Consider the following 17,871-nt stretch of genomic DNA (forward strand, 5'->3'; position numbering starts at 1 on the left):
AGAAAACACGTCCCGCGAGATCGTTGGCGCAAGTCGTGAACACACGACGATTAGCGCAAACATCAACATCGGGAGTGATCAATGAACAAGGTGGAATTCCTCGGCGTCACCCAAAGCCCGTTCGCCGAACGCTACGACAATTTCATCGGCGGCAAGTTCGTGGCGCCGATCTCGGGCAAATATTTCGACAACGCCTCGCCGGTGACCGGCAAGGTCGTCTGCAAGATCGCGCGTTCCGACGCGCAGGACGTCGAAGCGGCCCTTGACGCGGCCCATGCCGCCAAGGCGGCCTGGGGACGCACCAGCGTCGCCGAGCGCGCGGCGATCCTCAATCGCATCGCCGACCGCATGGAGGAGAACCTCGAGCGGCTCGCCGTCGCCGAGACCTGGGACAACGGCAAGCCGATCCGCGAGACCCGCGCGGCCGACCTGCCGCTGGCCATCGACCACTTCCGCTATTTCGCCGGCGTCGTCCGCGCGCAGGAAGGTTCGATCGGCGAGATCGACCACGACACCATCGCCTATCATTTCCATGAGCCGCTCGGCGTCGTCGGCCAGATCATCCCCTGGAACTTCCCCTTGCTGATGGCATGCTGGAAGCTTGCGCCAGCCCTTGCCGCCGGCAATTGCGTGGTGCTGAAACCCGCCGAGCAGACGCCGGCCTCGATCATGGTCTGGGCCGAGATCATCGGCGATCTCCTGCCGCCGGGTGTGCTCAACATCGTCAACGGCTTTGGCCTGGAGGCTGGCAAGCCGCTCGCCTCCAGCCCGCGCATCGCGAAAATCGCCTTCACCGGTGAGACCACGACGGGCCGGCTGATCATGCAATATGCCAGCCAGAACCTGATCCCCGTAACGCTCGAGCTCGGCGGCAAATCGCCGAACATCTTCTTCAAGGACGTCACCGCCGAGGACGACGATTTCTTCGACAAGGCGATCGAAGGCTTTGTCATGTTCGCGCTGAACCAGGGTGAAGTCTGTACCTGTCCGAGCCGTGCGCTGGTGCATGCCGACATCTACGATCGCTTCATGGAGCGAGCGCTCAAGCGCGTCGCCGCCATCAAGCAGGGCGATCCGCGTGCGGCCGACACCATGATCGGTGCGCAGGCCTCCAGCGAGCAGCTCGCAAAGATCCTGTCCTATATCGACATCGGCAAGCAGGAGGGCGCCAAGGTTTTGGCCGGCGGCGGACGCGCCGAGCTCGGCGGCGATCTCACCGGCGGCTTCTACGTCCAGCCGACGGTGTTCGAAGGCAACAACAAAATGCGGATCTTCCAGGAGGAGATCTTCGGGCCCGTGGTCTCGGTGACGACCTTCAAGACCGATGACGAAGCGCTCGCGATCGCCAACGACACGCTCTACGGCCTTGGGGCAGGCGTCTGGAGTCGCGATGCCAATCGCTGCTACCGCTTCGGTCGGGCGATCCAGGCCGGCCGGGTCTGGACCAATTGCTACCACGCCTATCCCGCTCATGCCGCCTTTGGCGGCTACAAGCAGTCGGGCGTCGGTCGCGAGACCCACAAGATGATGCTCGATCACTATCAGCAGACCAAGAACCTGCTGGTTAGCTACAGCCCGAAGAAGCTCGGTTTCTTCTGATCGCACGTGCACAGGCGGCGTCATGGCGACGCCGCCTGTGCAGATCGGCGATCGCTGCCCCCAACGTCATCCGTCTGTCAGAGAATTGAGACAAGACGACAGCCCGATCGCGACGACGCGATGCCAGGCACGAACGGAGGCGCGGCCATGACGACCAATCCCTTGCGGCGAAAGATACATGTCGGAGCGATGCTGCTCGGCATGGCGGCCATGGCGTCGCTTGCGCCGTCCCTGGCCTTCGCGCAGACCGCCCCGGCGAGCGCAAAGCCCTTCCAGACCGTCGACGGAAAGGCGCCGCTGATCCTCGGACATCGTGGTGTGCCGGGGCTGGTGCCCGAGGAGACCGAGGCCTCCTACGAACTCGCTGCCGCGCTTGGAACCGACGCGCTCGAAGAAGACCTGCACCTCACCAAGGATTGCGTCCTGGTCGCGCGCCACAACCCCTGGCTGGCCGACAACACCAATGTCGCCGAAGTCGCGAAGACCAACCCGGTCGTCGCGGCCCGCAAGCGCACCGTGCCGGGCGTGCGCGTCAAGGCGCCGGCTGCCGCCGGCACGCCGACCGACTACCTCGTCGATCTCACCGATCCCGCCGATCCCAAATCGGTGCTGAAGTCATTGATCGTCGACGGTGAGGATCACACCAACGACTGGTCGATCACCGATTTCACCACGGCCGAGCTGAAGCAGTGGATCGGCGGCACCACCTATGACGCAGCCAACGAGCGGCCGAAGATCTTCAACGGCATATTCCCCGTCATCAGCTTCCAGGACATCCTCGACATCGCCAAGGCCAAGAGCAAGGAAACGGGGCGTCCCATCCTGGTCTATCCGGAAACCAAGAACCCGACCTGGAACAATGCCCAGGCGATCGCCAATGGCTGTGGCGCGCCGGGCAGCCGTCCATTGGAAGATGCCCTGATCAAGATCATCAACGACAACGGCCTCAACACCAAGGACGCGCCCATCTTCGTCCAGAGCTTCGAGCCCGGCAGCCTGAAATACATGCGCAGCCACGGCCTTCAGACCCGGCAGGTCCAGCTCATCGACGGCAATGGCATCGACTTCAAGACCGGCAGGGTGCTGCTCAACAACATCACCAATTCCCGTCCGTTCGACTGGACGGTTGCGGGCGATGCGCGTCTGTACGATGCGATGCTGACGCCCGAGGGCCTGGCCGAGATCAAGACCTACGCCGACGGCATCGGTCCGTGGAAGGCCTATATCGTTCCGGTGAAGGTGGCCTCGTGGAAGGACACCAATGCCGACGGCTCGCCCTACAAGGGATCGACACCGGAGGCTTCGACGCAGGAGGCGACCAGCCTGATTGCCGATGCGCATAAGCTCGGCCTGTTCGTCCACGTCTTCACGTTCCGTAACGAGAAGAAATATCTCGCGGCCGACTATCACGCCGATCCGGCCCAGGAATATCTCAAATTTTTCCGGCTTGGCGTCGATGGCGTTTTCACCGACTTCACGTACACCGGTGTTGCTGCCCGCGCGGCGTATTTGCGCGAGCTGGGCTGGTAAGCTCGGCCTTTCGAATCGGACACGCATCGCCCGAGATATGCGTGTCCGATGTCGTTGCCTCGTCTGCGTGCAGAGCTCTCGCAGGCGAGGAGCGAATGTTGCCTGATCAGCGCCAAAGGTTTTGCAAAATTTCGGCCACGTTGCAGTGCGGCATAATGAAAGTCGTGCCATGCTGCTGCGGTGCTTTCACCCGCTGATGAGTTGGGTTAGAGAGGACCTAGATTTCTCTGACCCGGAATTCCCATGGCCGCACCGAAGAAAGCCGCCGCAAGCGCTGAGCAAGACAAAACCAACGGCGGTTCGCCCCCGGAGTTCACCAGGGAGCAGGAGCTGAAGGCGCTCCGTGACATGCTCCTGATCCGGCGGTTCGAGGAAAAGGCCGGCCAGCTCTATGGCATGGGTGCGATCGGCGGCTTCTGCCATCTCTATATCGGCCAGGAGGCCGTGGTGGTCGGCATGCAGATGGCCCTGAAGGAGGGCGATCAGGTCATCACCGGCTATCGCGATCACGGTCATATGCTTGCGACCGGCATGGATGCCAACGGCGTGATGGCCGAGCTCACGGGCCGCCGCGGCGGCTATTCCAAGGGCAAGGGCGGCTCCATGCACATGTTCAGCAAGGAGAAGCACTTCTACGGCGGCCACGGCATCGTCGGCGCGCAGGTCTCGCTCGGGACCGGTCTTGCCTTCGCCAACAATTATCGCAGCAATGGCAATGTCAGCGTCACCTATTTCGGCGACGGCGCGGCCAACCAGGGCCAGGTCTATGAGAGCTTCAACATGGCGGAGCTCTGGAAGCTGCCGGTGATCTACGTCATCGAGAACAACCGCTACGCCATGGGTACGTCCGTCTCGCGCGCTTCGGCGCAGCAGGATTTCTCCAAGCGCGGCGTCTCCTTCAACATTCCCGGCAAGCAGGTCGACGGCATGGACGTCCGCGCCGTCAAGGCGGCGGGCGAAGAGGCGGCGGCCTGGTGCCGCGCCGGCAAGGGACCCTACATCCTGGAAATGCAGACCTACCGCTATCGCGGCCATTCGATGTCCGACCCGGCAAAATATCGCACGCGCGAGGAGGTCGAGAAGGTCCGCCACGATCAGGATCCGATCGAGCAGGTGCGCAACCGCCTGCTTGCGGCCAAGGTCAGCGAGGCCGACCTCAAGGCGATCGACGCCGAGGTGCGTGACATCGTCAACGCCTCCGCCGACTTCGCCCAGCATGATCCCGAGCCGGATGCCGCCGAGCTCTGGACCGACGTTTACCGCTAAAACGCGCGCAAGCTTTCTTTGGAGTCGATATGCCAATTCAAGTGCTGATGCCCGCGTTGTCGCCCACGATGGAAAAGGGCAACCTCGCCAAATGGCTGAAAAAAGAGGGTGAGACGATCAAGTCCGGCGACGTCATCGCCGAGATCGAGACCGACAAGGCCACCATGGAGGTCGAGGCGACCGATGAGGGCACGCTCGGCAAGATCCTGATCCCCGAAGGCACCGCCGACGTTGCCGTGAACACGCCGATCGCGACCATTTTGGCGGATGGCGAGAGCGCTGCTGATCTTGCCAAGGCGCCTGCGCCGGCCGCGAAGGCTGCCGAGCCCGCTCCGCCCGCTGCTGCCAAGGCTGAATCGCCCGCGGCGAAGGCTGCACCTGCGCCGCAGGCCGTCGCCGCGCCCGATCCGGAAGTGCCCGCCGGCACCGAGATGGTCACGCAGACCATCCGCGAAGCGCTGCGCGACGCCATGGCCGAAGAGATGCGCCGCGATCCTGATGTATTCGTGATGGGCGAGGAGGTCGCCGAATATCAGGGCGCCTACAAGGTGACGCAGGGCCTGCTGCAGGAGTTCGGCGCAAGGCGCGTGATCGACACGCCGATCACCGAGCACGGCTTTGCCGGCGTCGGCGTCGGCGCTGCGATGACGGGCCTGAAGCCGGTCGTCGAGTTCATGACCTTCAACTTCGCCATGCAGGCCATCGACCAGATCATCAACTCCGCCGCCAAGACGCTCTACATGTCCGGCGGCCAGATGGGCTGCTCGATCGTGTTCCGCGGTCCCAACGGTGCAGCCGCGCGCGTCGCCGCCCAGCATAGCCAGGACTATTCGGCCTGGTACTCGAACGTCCCGGGCCTCAAGGTCGTCGCGCCGTTCTCGGCCGCCGACTACAAGGGCCTGCTCAAGGCCGCGATCCGCGATCCCAATCCGGTGATCTTCCTCGAGAACGAGGTGCTGTATGGTCACACCGGCGAAGTGCCGAAGATGGACGACTTCATCGTGCCGATCGGCAAGGCGCGCATCGTGCGCGCCGGCAGCCACGTCAGCATCATCTCCTGGTCGAACGGCATGACCTATGCGCTCAAGGCCGCCGACGAGCTCGCCAAGGAGGGCATCGAGGCCGAGGTGATCGATTTGCGCACGCTGCGGCCGATGGACACCGAGACCATCGTCAACTCGGTCAAGAAAACGGGGCGTGCCGTCACGGTGGAAGAGGGCTGGGCGCAGAGCGGCGTCGGCGCCGAGATTGCCGCGCGCATCATGGAGAACGCCTTCGACTATCTCGATGCGCCGGTTGCGCGCGTTGCCGGCAAGGACGTGCCGATGCCTTATGCCGCGAACCTGGAGAAGCTCGCGCTGCCGTCGGCTGCGGAAGTCGTCGAGGCCGCCAAAGCCGTCTGCTACAGGTAGACCATGGCGGGCCCGAAGGAGCAGCCACTGCCGCCCGACGTCATGACCCGCGACGATGCGGTCGAGATCCTGCGCGTGTTCGTGCTGGATGGCGGGCTGTCGATGGCGTTCCAGCGCGCCTTCGAGGAGCCCGACATGTGGGGCCTGCTGCTGGTCGATCTCGCCCGCCACGCCGCGCGTGCCTATGCGCGCGAGAGCGAATACACCGAGGAGGACGCACTGAACCGGATCCTGGAGATGTTCCAGGCCGAGATCGAGCGTCCGACCGACACCGGCACCACGACGCCGCGCGGGAAGGGACACTGACCGTGGCGATCGAAGCCCATCATTACGATTTCATGCTGGAGGCGATCCGCGAGGCGGAGGCCTCGATCGCGCAAGGCGGTTTGCCGATCGGCGCGGTGCTCACGCGCGACAACAAGATCATCGCCCGCGGTCACAACAACCGCGTGCAGGAGAACAACCCGATCCTGCATGGCGAGATGAGCTGCCTGCGCGAGGCGGGCGCGATCTCGTTCCACGACACCGTCATGTACACCACGCTGTCGCCATGCTCGATGTGTGCCGGCGCGCTTGGCTTGTTCAAGGTCAAGCTCGTGGTGATCGGCGAATCCGTCACCTTCGAGGGCTCCAAGGACATTCTCGACAAGTTCGGGATTCCCTGGATCGACCTTGCCGACGACCGCTCCATCACCATGATGAAGAATTGGCGTTCCATCCCTGCCAATGAGCGCCTCTGGCAAGGCGACATCGGCAACTAAACCTGGTCTGTTCGTCTTCACTGTCGGAGACGACATTTTGAGAAGTTCTTCGTGAGGTCAGCATGCCCATCAACATCCTGATGCCAGCTCTTTCGCCGACGATGGAGAAGGGCAACCTCGCCAAGTGGCTGAAGAAGGAAGGCGACAAGGTCAAGTCGGGCGATGTCATCGCCGAGATCGAGACCGACAAGGCGACCATGGAGGTCGAGGCCATCGACGAGGGCACGATCGCCAAGATCCTGGTGCCCGAGGGTACGCAGGACGTGCCGGTCAACGACGTGATCGCGGTGCTCGCCGGCGAGGGCGAGGACGTGAAGGCTGCTGGAGCTGCCAAGCCCAGCGCCTCCGCCGCGCCGCCCAAGGCGGCTGAGGCTCCCGCTGCTGCACCGGCTCCTGCGCCTGCTGCACCCAAGGCTGCACCGGCACCTGCCGCCGCTCCGGTGCCGCAAGCTGCCGCACCGGCTGCGCAGAGCAACGGCCATGCCGGCCGTGTGTTCTCGTCGCCGCTGGCGCGGCGTCTGGCTAAGGATGCCGGCATCGATGTCGCGATGGTGTCGGGTACCGGCCCGCATGGCCGTGTCGTCGCGCGCGACGTCGAACAGGCCAAGTCGGGCAAGGGCCTCAAGGCGCCCGCCGCGGCTCCGTCCGCTGGCGCGCCCTCGATCGCGCCGACCATGTCGGACAAGCAGATCCTGTCGCTGTTCGAGCCCGGCTCCTACGACATCGTCCCGCATGACGGCATGCGCCGCACCATCGCGCAGCGCCTGACCGCGTCGATCCAGAACGTCCCGCACTTTTACCTGACCATCGACTGCGATATCGGCAAGCTGCTCGCCGCGCGCGAGGAGATCAATGCGGCTGCTCCCAAGGACAAGGAGAAGAAGCCGCTCTACAAGATCTCGGTCAACGACTTCGTCATCAAGGCGATGGCGGTGGCGCTGCAGAAGATCCCGAACTGCAATGTCAGCTGGACCGAGTCGGGCATGGTCAAGCATCACCATTCCGACGTCGGCGTCGCCGTGGCGATGCCGGGCGGCCTGATCACGCCGATCATCCGCAAGGCCGAGACCAAGACACTCTCGACCATCTCCAACGAGATGAAGGATTTTGCCGCGCGCGCCCGCTCGCGCAAATTGAAGCCCGAGGAATACCAGGGCGGAACCACGGCCGTGTCCAACCTCGGCATGTACGGCATCAGCCATTTCACCGCGGTGATCAATCCGCCGCACGCCACCATCCTCGCGGTCGGCACCAGCGAGGAGCGGCCGGTCGTGCGCGGCGGCAAGATCGAGATCGCGAACATGATGAGCGTGACGCTGTCCTGCGATCACCGCGCCATCGACGGCGCGCTCGGCGCCGAGCTGATCGGCGCGTTCAAGCAGCTGATCGAAAACCCCGTCATGATGATGGTGTGAGCCGCGAGGCGTGAATCCGTAGGGTGGGCAAAGGCGCAGCGCGCCGTGCCCACCTTTCATGGTGTTGGAAGGCGGTGGGCACGCTTCGCTTTGCCCACCCTACGAAGTCCAGTTGAATGGGAGCCGCAATGGCCGACACATCCTTCGACGTCATCATCATCGGCTCCGGTCCGGGCGGCTACGTCACTGCGATCCGCGCCGCCCAACTCGGCTTCAAGACCGCGATCGTCGAGAAGTCCTATCTCGGCGGCATCTGCCTGAACTGGGGCTGCATCCCGACGAAAGCGCTGTTACGCTCCGCCGAGATCTATCACTACATGCAGCACGCCAAGGACTACGGCCTGTCGGCAGAGAAGGTCTCGTTCGATCCGAAGGCCGTGGTGCAGCGCTCGCGCGGCGTCTCCAAGCGGCTGAATGACGGCGTCGGCTTCCTGATGAAGAAGAACAAGGTCAGCGTCATCTGGGGCGCGGCCTCGATCGACGCGCCCGGCAAGATCACGGTGAAGAAGTCCGACGTCGAGGGCCCGAAGGGCTCGCTGGGCGAGGGGACCTACCAGGCAAAACACATCATCGTCGCCACCGGCGCGCGGCCGCGCGTGCTGCCGGGCCTCGAGCCCGACAAGAAGCTGATCTGGACCTATTTTGAAGCGATGGTGCCGGAGCGGATGCCGAAGTCGCTGCTGGTGGTCGGCTCCGGCGCGATCGGCATCGAGTTCGCTTCGTTCTTCCACACCATGGGCTCCGACGTCACCGTCGTCGAGGTGCTGCCGCAGATCCTCCCCGTCGAGGACGCCGAGATTGCCGGCCTTGCGCGCAAGCGGCTCGAGAAGCAGGGCATCAAGATCATGTCCTCGACCAAGGTGACCAAGCTCGAGAAGAAGGCCGACAGCGTCGTTGCCACCATCGACGACGGCAAGGGCAAGCCGGTCACATCGGAATTCGAGCGGGTGATCTCGGCCGTCGGCGTGGTCGGCAATATCGAAAATCTCGGCCTCGAAAAGCTCGGCGTCAAAACCGACCGCGGCTGCATCGTGATCGACGGCTACGGCAAGACCAATATCCCCGGCATCTACGCCATCGGCGACGTTGCCGGTCCCCCGATGCTCGCCCACAAGGCCGAGCACGAGGGCGTGATCTGCATCGAGGCGATCAAGGGCCTGCATCCGCATCCCATGGACAAGCTGATGATCCCGGGCTGCACCTATTGCCAACCGCAGGTCGCCTCGGTCGGCCTGACCGAAGCCAAGGCCAAGGAGGGCGGCCGCGAGATTCGCGTCGGCCGCTTCCCCTTCGTCGGTAACGGCAAGGCGATTGCGCTCGGCGAGGACCAGGGCCTGGTCAAGGTGATCTTCGACAAGAAGACCGGCCAGCTGCTCGGCGCCCACATGGTCGGCGCCGAGGTCACCGAGCTGATCCAGGGCTACGTCGTCGCCATGAACCTGGAGACGACGGAAGAAGAGCTGATGCACACCGTGTTCCCGCATCCGACCCTGTCGGAGATGATGAAGGAAGCCGTGCTGGATGCGTATGGGCGCGTCTTGAACATCTGATAGCGGCCGTCATTGCGAGCGAAGCGAAGCAATCCAGGCTGCCTCTGCGGAAAGACTCTGGATTGCTTCGCTGCGCTCCCAATGACGAGCAGAGAGAGCCGTTTGCAAAATAAGAAGGAAATAAGCCCATGCACGACAACGACAACCTGACCATCGAGCGCCCGACCTTCGTCACGCATCTCGAATGCGCCATGGAGGGCGATCATTACGCCGCCGACCAGGTCCACAATCTCTCCAAGGCGGGTAAGCCGCTGCTGGTGCGCTACGATCTCGCCGGGGTGAAGAAGGCGCTGACCAAGGATGCGCTGGCCCAACGTCCCGGCGACATGTGGCGCTATCGCGAACTGCTGCCGGTGCGCAAATGCAAGGACATCGTCTCGCTCGGCGAAGTCACGACGCCGCTGATCCGGCTGCCCAAGCTCGGCAAGAAGCTCGGCGGCGGCGAGATCATCGTCAAGGACGAGGGACGGCTGCCGACCGGCTCGTTCAAGGCGCGCGGTCTCGTCATGGCGGTGTCGATGGGCAAGGCGCTCGGCATCAAGCACATGGCGATGCCGACCAACGGCAATGCCGGCGCGGCGCTGGCGGCCTACGCGACCTCCTGCGGCATCAAGACCACGATTTTCTGCCCGGCCGATACGCCCGAGGTGAATGTCAGCGAGATCGAGCTGCAGGGCGCGACCGTCTACCGCGTCAACGGCTATATCGACGATTGCGGCAAGATCGTCGGAGAGGGCAAGGCCAAGGTCGGCTGGTTCGACACCTCGACGCTGAAGGAGCCGTACCGCATCGAGGGCAAGAAGACGATGGGCCTCGAGCTCGCAGAGCAGCTCGGCTGGGACGTGCCCGACGTGATCTTCTATCCGACCGGCGGCGGCACCGGTCTGATCGGCATGTGGAAGGCGTTCGACGAGCTGGAAAAGATCGGCTTCATCGGTAGCAAGCGCCCGCGCATGGTGGCCGTGCAGGCCTCGGGCTGCGCGCCGATGGTGCGGGCCTATGATGCCGGCACCGAGCACGCCACGCGCTGGGAGGATGCCCACACCATCGCCTCGGGCATTCGCGTGCCGCAGGCGATCGGCGATTTTCTCATTCTGCGCGCGGTGCGCGAGAGCAAGGGCTTTGCCATCGCGGTCGACGACGACAAGATCTCGTCGGCGCTCAACGAGGTCGCGCGTGAGGAGGGGCTCTTGCTGTGTCCCGAGGGCGCCGCGACTTACGCCGCCTACAAGGACAGCCTTGCCGACGGCCGCGTCAGCAAGTCCGACCGCGTCATGCTGTTCAACTGCGCCACCGGCCTGAAATACCCGTTGCCGCCCGTCACCCGCACCCTCGATCGCCACAAGCCGATCGATTACGCGCAGTTCTAGCGCGTCATTTCGTCTCTTCACGAACGACCGCTCTTCCCGTACGCGGGAAGAGACAAGAACAAGAACGATATCGTCGGGAGACAACAATGAAGAAGGCCATTTGGGCTGGGCTGATCGGCATTCTCGCTCTCACCGGCGTCGCGCGCGCCGATGATTATCCGTCGCATCCCATCACCATCATCGTTCCCTTCGCCGCCGGTGGCCCGTCGGACGCAATGGCGCGCGTGCTAGCCGAGCGGATGCGCCAGTCGCTCGGCCAGGCGCTGGTGATCGAGAACGTCACCGGCGCCGGCGGCTCGATCGGGGTGGGGCGCGCCGTCCACTCGCCGCCCGATGGCTACACCATCTCGTTCGGCCATCTCGGCACCCATGTCGCCAACGGCGCCGTCTACAAGCTCAATTACGATCTCGTCACCGATCTCGAGCCGGTGGTGCTGCTGCCGAGCAATCCGATGATCGTGGTCAGCAAGAACGCCGTGCCGGCGACCTCGCTGAAGGAGCTGCTGGAGTGGCTGAAGTCGCGGCCGACGCCGCCGACGGCGGGCACGGCCGGCGCAGGCTCCGGCAGCCACATCGCCGGCGTCTATTTCGAGAGCGTCTCCGGCATCAAGCTGCAATATGTGCCGTATCGCGGCACGGCGCCGGCGCTGAACGATCTGATCGCCGGACAGATCGACATCATCGTCGACCAGACCTCCAATTCCATCAACCAGGTCCGCGCCGGAACCATCCGCGCCTACGCCATCACCGACGACAAGCGCCTCGCCTCGGCGCCTGACATCCCGACCGCGGAAGAAGCGGGCCTGAAGGGCTTCAACATGACGCTGTGGTCGGGCCTGTGGGTGCCGAAGGGCACGCCGAAGGAAATCGTCGCCAAGCTCAATGCCGCCGCCGTGGAAGCGCTGAACGATCCCGCCGTGAGGAAGCAGCTCGAAAGCCAGGGCCTGGAGATGACGCCCAAGGATCAACTCACCCCGGAAGCGCTTGGCGCGCGGCAGAAAGCCGAAATCGCGAAATGGTGGCCCATCATCAAGGCGGCGAAGATCTCGGTGGAGTGAGAGGCATGTTCGTAGGGCGGATTAGCCGCAGGCGTAATCCGCCACTGTCTCCATCCGCGGAGACAGAAGAGGTGGATTACGCTTCGCTAATCCACCCTACGAAGCTGATTGTCACTGCGCTTCCCTAAACCCCACCGGCACCGCCTTGGCGGTCGCATCCTGCGTCACCACGCGCTGGTCGGACTTGCCGGCGACCGCGCCGCTGTCTTCGAAGCGCGCGCGGTAGACCAGCACGTTCTCCATCACGCGCTGGACGTAGTTGCGTGTCTCCGAGAGCGGGATGCGCTCGACCCAGTCGACCGGGTCGATCTTGGGATCTCGGGGATCACCGTGCGCCTGCACCCACTCGCGCACGCGGCCGCGGCCGGCATTATAGCCGGCGAAGGTCATGATTTGGTTGCCGCGATATTCCGACAGCAGCGCGCTGAGCTCGGCGGCGCCCATCTGCGTGTTGTAGACGGGGTCGGAGACCATCTTGTCCCAGTCATAGGTGACGCCGAAGCGCTTGGCGGTGTCCCGGCCCGCTTCCGGCGTCACCTGCATCAGGCCGACGGCATTGGCGGACGACTTGTCGCGCTGGTTGAACGAGCTCTCGGTGCGCGCCACCGAATAGATCACGCTGGTGTCGATCGCGGGCGCGACCTGCTTGTGCTCGGGGATGCCGATGGTCGGGAAGGCGTAGTGGTCGAGCGCGAGGCCGTGGGCCAGCGCCGACTTGCCGACCTCCAGCATCACGCGGGCGTCGTTACGCTGGCCGGCGAGCTCGCCAAGGCCCGCGAGCGCGGCGGCGTCGGTGCTCTCTCGGGCGAAGTCCTCGGCGTAGTAGAACACCGTATCACGTTCGCCGATGGCATAGAGCATGTCGGCGGCGCGCACGCGCTCATCAGCCGCCGGCGTATTGGCTGCGGCCAGCACGGGCGAGGGCGCGCGCAACTCTAGCCCCTCGAGGCCGAGACGCGCACGGGCGAGCTGGCCGTAATAGGCGGTCGGATAGCGCGCGGCCGCCTTGTAGCTCGCTTGCGCATCGGTGGTTGCGCCCAACGCTTCGGCCGCGCGGCCGCGCCAGTAATATCCCCGCGACAGCGCGATCGGATTGGCCGAGCCTTCGTCGATCGCCGCGAAATGCATCATCGCGGTTTTGGGATCGTCGAGATAGCGCAGCGCGATCCAGCCGCACATGAAGTGATAGTCGACGCGGTAGACCTCCATCGCCGGCACCGCGGCCGCGCGCACCACATCATAGGCGGTCTGGAATTTGTCCTGGTCGAGCAGCTTTCGCGCGAGCAGACGGCGCTCGCGCCACCATGCGTCGGTGTCCTGCGCTGCCATCGTGTCGGGCGCAGCAGCCAGGATCACATCGGCTGCATCGTCGATGTGATCCTTCTGGAGGTGCCATTGGGCGCGGCACAGCACATAGCCGAGGTCGCGGCGTGCGTCTTGAGGCACGTCCTCGAGATAATCCTTGGCCTTGTTCTCCTTGCCGTTGACGGCAGCGCAGGCCTTGACGATCGCGAGTGCGTCCTCGCCGAGGCGTTTTGCGGCGCGCCTCGCGCCGGCATAGTCCTTGGCGCCGAGGCGCTTGTCCATCCGGGCACGATGATCCTCGGGCCGCAACATCTCGTGGAACGCGTCGAAGGAATCTTCCTCGCTGCGTTCGGAAAGTTCTTCCGAGCGCCAGGCCTCGCGCACGAGACGCTTCGCCCTGTCGCTGTCGCCCTCGGCGATAAGCACGCGGGCCAGCGCAAAATTGCCCTTGGCGCTGATCGGCCGGTCCATCGTGAAAGCATGGACGGTGGCCGCATCGCTCTTCTCCTGCCACAGTCGTGCCTCGGCGCGTTTGCGCAGCAGCGTGGCACTCGGCCAATCCGGATTGGCGGCGAGGAAGGCGGCGTAGCGCTTGAAAGGCGCGGTGCTCTCGGAATGGCGCAGCATGAACCAGTCGGCGAGCTTTTGCCCGGCGGGATCGGCAATGCGGTCGCGTGCCGCGGTCGCATCGTCGGTCTTGCCCTTGCGCGCGAGGTCGATCGCGTCTTTCAGCGCGGCGAGGTCGCCGGTCAGCGCCGGCGGCGCGGGCTTGTCCGCGGGCTCCTCGTCCTGCTTCTTCGACTTGCGCCTGGCCTCGGCGTGTTTGCCGTGCTTGCCGGATGCAGCGTGCCGCTGCTTGCCGGCGGATTTGCCGCCGGCCTTTGCTTCATGCGTTTTCTTTGACGCGGATGATTTGTGACTGCTCTTCGCTGCCAACTCGGTGGGAAGGAGGGCCAAAGCGGCCACGGCAACGACACACGCGAGCGAGCGTAGGCACTGGTTCATTCGATGGTCCCCCTGCGAAACCACTACAAACCAAGGTCCGCGACGACATGCGGCTTGAGAATCAAGAACGACACCAAAACGATGCCATGACATCGTTTCGCATCCCTCACGCTCGTTCAACAATGCGGCAAAATACGGATTGGAGCTCCCGGAACCGCCGAATTGACCGAAAGGGCTGCTCCTTTAACCTTTATTAACGAACGGGCCTCGCGCGACGGTTGCGGGCGGCTGCGAGCGCCAAAGCGGCCCGATTGCGCGTGTTCCCCGGCGAAAATCCGGTGTATTGAAGTTCCCTAGGTCCCTTCTTCAGCCTTTGCCCGCATCTCATGCCACTTTTCAACCAGTCGATCCGGCGCAAGATCGTCGGCATCGCCCTCGGATTGATCGTCCTAATGCTGATCACCTCGGTCCTGTCGATGGTGATGTCGAGCCAGGTCGGGATTCTCCTGGACGAGCTGACCAACCGCTACATCCCGGCCTATGGCGATCTGGCGCGCGCCAATATCCGCTCGCTGGAGCGGTCGGTGGCACTGCGGCGGATGGTGATGATGAAGATGCAGGACTCCTCGGACGAGGAGGCCTATGCGGCGCGCCTGAAGGAATTCGAGGAGGCCGACCGCAAGATCGAGGAAGAGACGTCGGGCGCGCAAAAGCTCATCAACGCGATCATCGAGGATCCCAGGACGCCGTCGGACAATGCCACGCTGGCGCGGATCGATACGCGCATCGAGACCGCCGTGACCGAGCTGCGCCAGGGCATGAACGAGGACCACGCCAAGCTCCTCAGGCAGATCGACGCCAGGCAAATGCCCGAGGCACGCAGCACGCTGGAGCACATCGATGCGCTGCGCGATCAGTTCAACCAGCGGATCGATGCGATCCGCGCCGACATGCTCAAGCAGGTCTACGCGAGCACGTCGACGGTGGTCGGCCATCAGCGGCAGGCGATCATCATCTCCGGCCTCGTGACGCTGCTTGCTGCGGTCGTCGGATTTGCATTTGCGCTGCTTGTTTCCGGCGGCATCACCCGCCCGGTGCGGCTGCTGCTCGCCGGTGCCCGCGAGGTCGAGGCCGGCCGCTTCGACAAGAGCATCACCGTCTCGACCCAGGACGAGATCGGCGAACTCGCCGCCGCTTTCAACCGTATGATCGAGCAGTTGCGTCAGAACGAGCGGATCCGTGAAACCTTTGGCCGTTACATCGATCCCAAGGTGGTGCAGGGCCTGATCGATCGGCCGGAGGTCGCCATCGACGGCCAACGCCGGGTGATGACCATCATGTTCTCCGACATGAGCGGCTTCACCTCGATGAGCGAGGGCATGACCCCGCGCGGACTCGTCAAGGTCATGAACCACTATTTCACTGTGATGTCCGCCCCGATCCGCAACAACCGCGGCGTGATCGACAAATATATCGGCGACGCCATCATGTGCTATTGGGGCCCGCCCTTCATCGAGGAAGATGAGCAGGCGCTGCTTGCAGGCCTGTCCGCCGTTGAGATGGCCGAGCAGGTGCCTGCGCTCCAGAAACAGCTGCCCGACCTGCTCGGCATCCGGGCCATGCCGGTCGCCTGCGACCTGCGCATCGGCATCGCCACCGGCGAGGTCCTGACCGGCAGCATCGGCTCCGAGCTGATGATGAGCTTCACGGTGATGGGCGACGCGGTGAATCTCGCCTCGCGCCTTGAGGCCGCGAACAAGGTCTACGGTACCCGAATCCTGATCTCGCAGGCGACCGCCGAGGCGATTGGGTCGCGGCTCGAATTGCGCGAGATCGACTGCCTCGCGGTGGTCGGCCAGAGCGTGCCGCAGCCGGTGTACGAGGTGATGGGCCGGGCAGGCGCGCTCACCGCGTCGCAGGAGGGGCTGCGCGCGCACTACGCCGAGGGGCTGGTCACCTATCGCGCATGCCGTTTCACCGAGGCCCGCACCGCATTCAATGCGGCGCTGGAGAGCATCCCCGGCGACGGCCCGTCGCAAGCCATGCTTGCGCGCATCGCGCAGTTCGAGATCGCGCCGCCGGCGGCCGGTTGGGACGGTGCCTGGCGCATGGACAGCAAATAGCCGTCCGCGCCGGGAATAATTGATTCTACCTCATAACGATGTTGGCCGTGACCCATTTTCCGGGCTTAGGTTTGCTGTCCCTGAGGCGTTTAATGGGGACACGCCGATGACAGAGCTTGAGGACAGGCTGGAGCGCTTCGAGACGCTCACCGCCGAATGCGAGCTGATTGCCAAGCTCGCGACCGACAGCAACAAGCGCGAATTCTACCTGAAGCTTTCGGAGCAGTACCGTCAGCTCGCGGTGGACATGCGCCAGGCGATCGCGACCAGGGCCGCTGCCTGACGTCGGCCGGGGCGCCTCCAAGGACAAGGCACGATGGTTCTGCATCCGTGTCTTTACGAGGCGTCGCGCGCTGGCAATCCGTTCTTAACACTTGAGACGCATCCTCGTTGGGGTCTGGGGATTCGCGCGTTGCGGTTCCCGGCGATGGGAATGCCTGGGGGCAAGGTTGTCGTGCAACGTTGCCCGCGAACGTCACTCCTCGATGGTTGACATCCCATGCGTCTGCTTGCGGTCGCCATGTTTGCGCTTTTGACGGCAGCCTGCAACCAGGAGCAGGACGTCACTGGCTCGACCCCGCTCTGCCCGATGCGCAGCTACACCTCCTACAATCCTCGGGACATGAACCAGTGCGTTGCCGCCTGCAAGGCGTGCGATCACGGCAATACCGTCACCTGCTCGACCGCCTGCACGCTTCACGGTGCGCGATGAGGAGGTGGGGCGCTGCCGCCGCTCAGCGCTCGCGCCGCAGCTCCGGAAAAATGGCCTCGTCCTGAAGGATGACGTCGGCCGTTCGCTGATAGTGCGCCGCGAGAAGCTTCACCGCCAAATCGGAATCGCCACTCAGCACGGCCTCCATGATCGCCGCGTGCTCGTCGCCAACATGGCGCGAAGGAAAGGCCTTGCTGATCGACAGTCGCCGGTAGCGATAGAGTTGGTCGGCCAACTGGCCGCAGAATGCGATCAGCGATTGTGAGCCGCATTGGCCGATCAGGGTGCGATGGTAGACGCGGTGTAGCTTCTCCCATTCGGGATTGTCCTCGAACGCAGTGGCGCTCAGCGAACGCGGCACGCGGCTCAGCCGATGCTGTGCGAGGACAAGCTGTTCCTCCCAGGCCGGCGTCGATGCTGCCATGGACTCGCGTAGCGCCAGCGCCTCGACCCAGCAGCGCGTCTTGGTCAGCTCGGCAAGCTCCGCGCGGCTGACGTCCTTGACGTAGAAGCCGCGCTGCTCGCGGACCTCGACCAGCCCGTCGGCTGTCAGCCGGTTCAGCGCCTCGCGCAGCGGCGTTTGGCCGGTCTGGTAGGTCTCCGTCAGAAACCGCATTTGCAGCTTGCGGGACGGGGCGAGGCGTCCGGACAACAGATCCTCGCGCAGCCGGTCATAGACATGGCTCGCCTGCGTCGATGGCGCTGGCAAGACGGGCGCCGAAGTCAATTCCACCGCTTCAGCCTCCATTGTTCACCTAGCCATGGTTCATCAGCATATACATCTGATCACGATTTCATAAAATGTATAAATTTCTGTTGCATCGT

General features: G+C 64.2%; 15 protein-coding genes. 13 read left to right on the forward strand and 2 right to left on the reverse strand.

The window, feature by feature from the left end; all coding sequences use genetic code 11:
- The first annotated feature begins 81 nt into the window (after positions 1-81).
- The 10 genes from adh to XH91_RS16925 all read left to right on the forward strand — a co-directional run bounded on the left by adh (position 82) and on the right by XH91_RS16925 (position 11,961).
- Complete coding sequence (gene adh, locus XH91_RS16880; RefSeq protein ID WP_128951617.1) at positions 82-1,599, forward strand: aldehyde dehydrogenase; 1,518 nt, start codon at positions 82-84, stop codon at positions 1,597-1,599.
- 147 nt (positions 1,600-1,746) lie between these two features.
- The gene (locus tag XH91_RS16885) at positions 1,747-3,129 is read left to right on the forward strand and encodes a glycerophosphodiester phosphodiesterase family protein (RefSeq protein ID WP_245477340.1); all 1,383 of its coding nucleotides are present in this window, start codon (positions 1,747-1,749) and stop codon (positions 3,127-3,129) included.
- Between the two features lie 243 nt (positions 3,130-3,372).
- Positions 3,373-4,395: a pyruvate dehydrogenase (acetyl-transferring) E1 component subunit alpha gene (gene pdhA, locus XH91_RS16890; RefSeq protein ID WP_128951618.1), complete on the forward strand. Its 1,023-nt coding sequence runs from the start codon at positions 3,373-3,375 to the stop codon at positions 4,393-4,395.
- Between the two features lie 29 nt (positions 4,396-4,424).
- Positions 4,425-5,807 (forward strand): pyruvate dehydrogenase complex E1 component subunit beta, encoded by a 1,383-nt coding sequence (locus XH91_RS16895; RefSeq protein WP_128951619.1) that lies wholly within the window; start codon positions 4,425-4,427, stop codon positions 5,805-5,807.
- Positions 5,808-5,810: 3 nt separating this feature from the next.
- Complete coding sequence (locus XH91_RS16900) at positions 5,811-6,113, forward strand: DUF5076 domain-containing protein (protein ID WP_018320291.1); 303 nt, start codon at positions 5,811-5,813, stop codon at positions 6,111-6,113.
- A gap of 2 nt (positions 6,114-6,115) precedes the next feature.
- A complete protein-coding gene (locus XH91_RS16905) occupies positions 6,116-6,568 on the forward strand; it encodes a nucleoside deaminase (protein ID WP_128951620.1) in 453 nt (150 codons plus the stop codon).
- Positions 6,569-6,630: 62 nt separating this feature from the next.
- Positions 6,631-7,983: a pyruvate dehydrogenase complex dihydrolipoamide acetyltransferase gene (locus XH91_RS16910; RefSeq protein ID WP_128951621.1), complete on the forward strand. Its 1,353-nt coding sequence runs from the start codon at positions 6,631-6,633 to the stop codon at positions 7,981-7,983.
- 128 nt (positions 7,984-8,111) lie between these two features.
- Positions 8,112-9,533, forward strand: coding sequence for a dihydrolipoyl dehydrogenase (gene lpdA / locus XH91_RS16915; protein ID WP_128951622.1), 1,422 nt, complete (start codon positions 8,112-8,114; stop codon positions 9,531-9,533).
- A 128-nt stretch (positions 9,534-9,661) separates the two neighbouring features.
- Complete coding sequence (locus XH91_RS16920; protein WP_128951623.1) at positions 9,662-10,903, forward strand: threonine synthase; 1,242 nt, start codon at positions 9,662-9,664, stop codon at positions 10,901-10,903.
- Between the two features lie 86 nt (positions 10,904-10,989).
- Positions 10,990-11,961 carry a tripartite tricarboxylate transporter substrate binding protein BugD gene (locus XH91_RS16925; RefSeq protein WP_128951624.1) on the forward strand — a complete coding sequence of 324 codons (972 nt, stop codon included), beginning with the start codon at positions 10,990-10,992 and terminating at the stop codon, positions 11,959-11,961.
- 111 nt (positions 11,962-12,072) lie between these two features.
- Here the strand turns inward: XH91_RS16925 and XH91_RS16930 are convergent, their stop codons facing one another.
- Positions 12,073-14,271 carry a lytic transglycosylase domain-containing protein gene (locus tag XH91_RS16930; RefSeq protein WP_128951625.1) on the reverse strand — a complete coding sequence of 733 codons (2,199 nt, stop codon included), beginning with the start codon at positions 14,269-14,271 and terminating at the stop codon, positions 12,073-12,075.
- Positions 14,272-14,597: 326 nt separating this feature from the next.
- Between XH91_RS16930 and XH91_RS16935 the strand changes: the two genes are divergently transcribed.
- From XH91_RS16935 to XH91_RS16940, 3 genes are all read left to right on the forward strand, one after another.
- A complete protein-coding gene (locus tag XH91_RS16935; protein WP_128951626.1) occupies positions 14,598-16,334 on the forward strand; it encodes an adenylate/guanylate cyclase domain-containing protein in 1,737 nt (578 codons plus the stop codon).
- Positions 16,335-16,440: 106 nt separating this feature from the next.
- Positions 16,441-16,617 (forward strand): hypothetical protein, encoded by a 177-nt coding sequence (locus XH91_RS38845; RefSeq protein ID WP_164933862.1) that lies wholly within the window; start codon positions 16,441-16,443, stop codon positions 16,615-16,617.
- Positions 16,618-16,833: 216 nt separating this feature from the next.
- Positions 16,834-17,046: a hypothetical protein gene (locus XH91_RS16940; RefSeq protein ID WP_128951627.1), complete on the forward strand. Its 213-nt coding sequence runs from the start codon at positions 16,834-16,836 to the stop codon at positions 17,044-17,046.
- 22 nt (positions 17,047-17,068) lie between these two features.
- Here the strand turns inward: XH91_RS16940 and XH91_RS16945 are convergent, their stop codons facing one another.
- Positions 17,069-17,794: a GntR family transcriptional regulator gene (locus tag XH91_RS16945; RefSeq protein ID WP_128951628.1), complete on the reverse strand. Its 726-nt coding sequence runs from the start codon at positions 17,792-17,794 to the stop codon at positions 17,069-17,071.
- Positions 17,795-17,871: the final 77 nt, after the last annotated feature.

This window comes from Bradyrhizobium guangzhouense, from assembly GCF_004114955.1.
GTDB lineage: Bacteria > Pseudomonadota > Alphaproteobacteria > Rhizobiales > Xanthobacteraceae > Bradyrhizobium > Bradyrhizobium guangzhouense.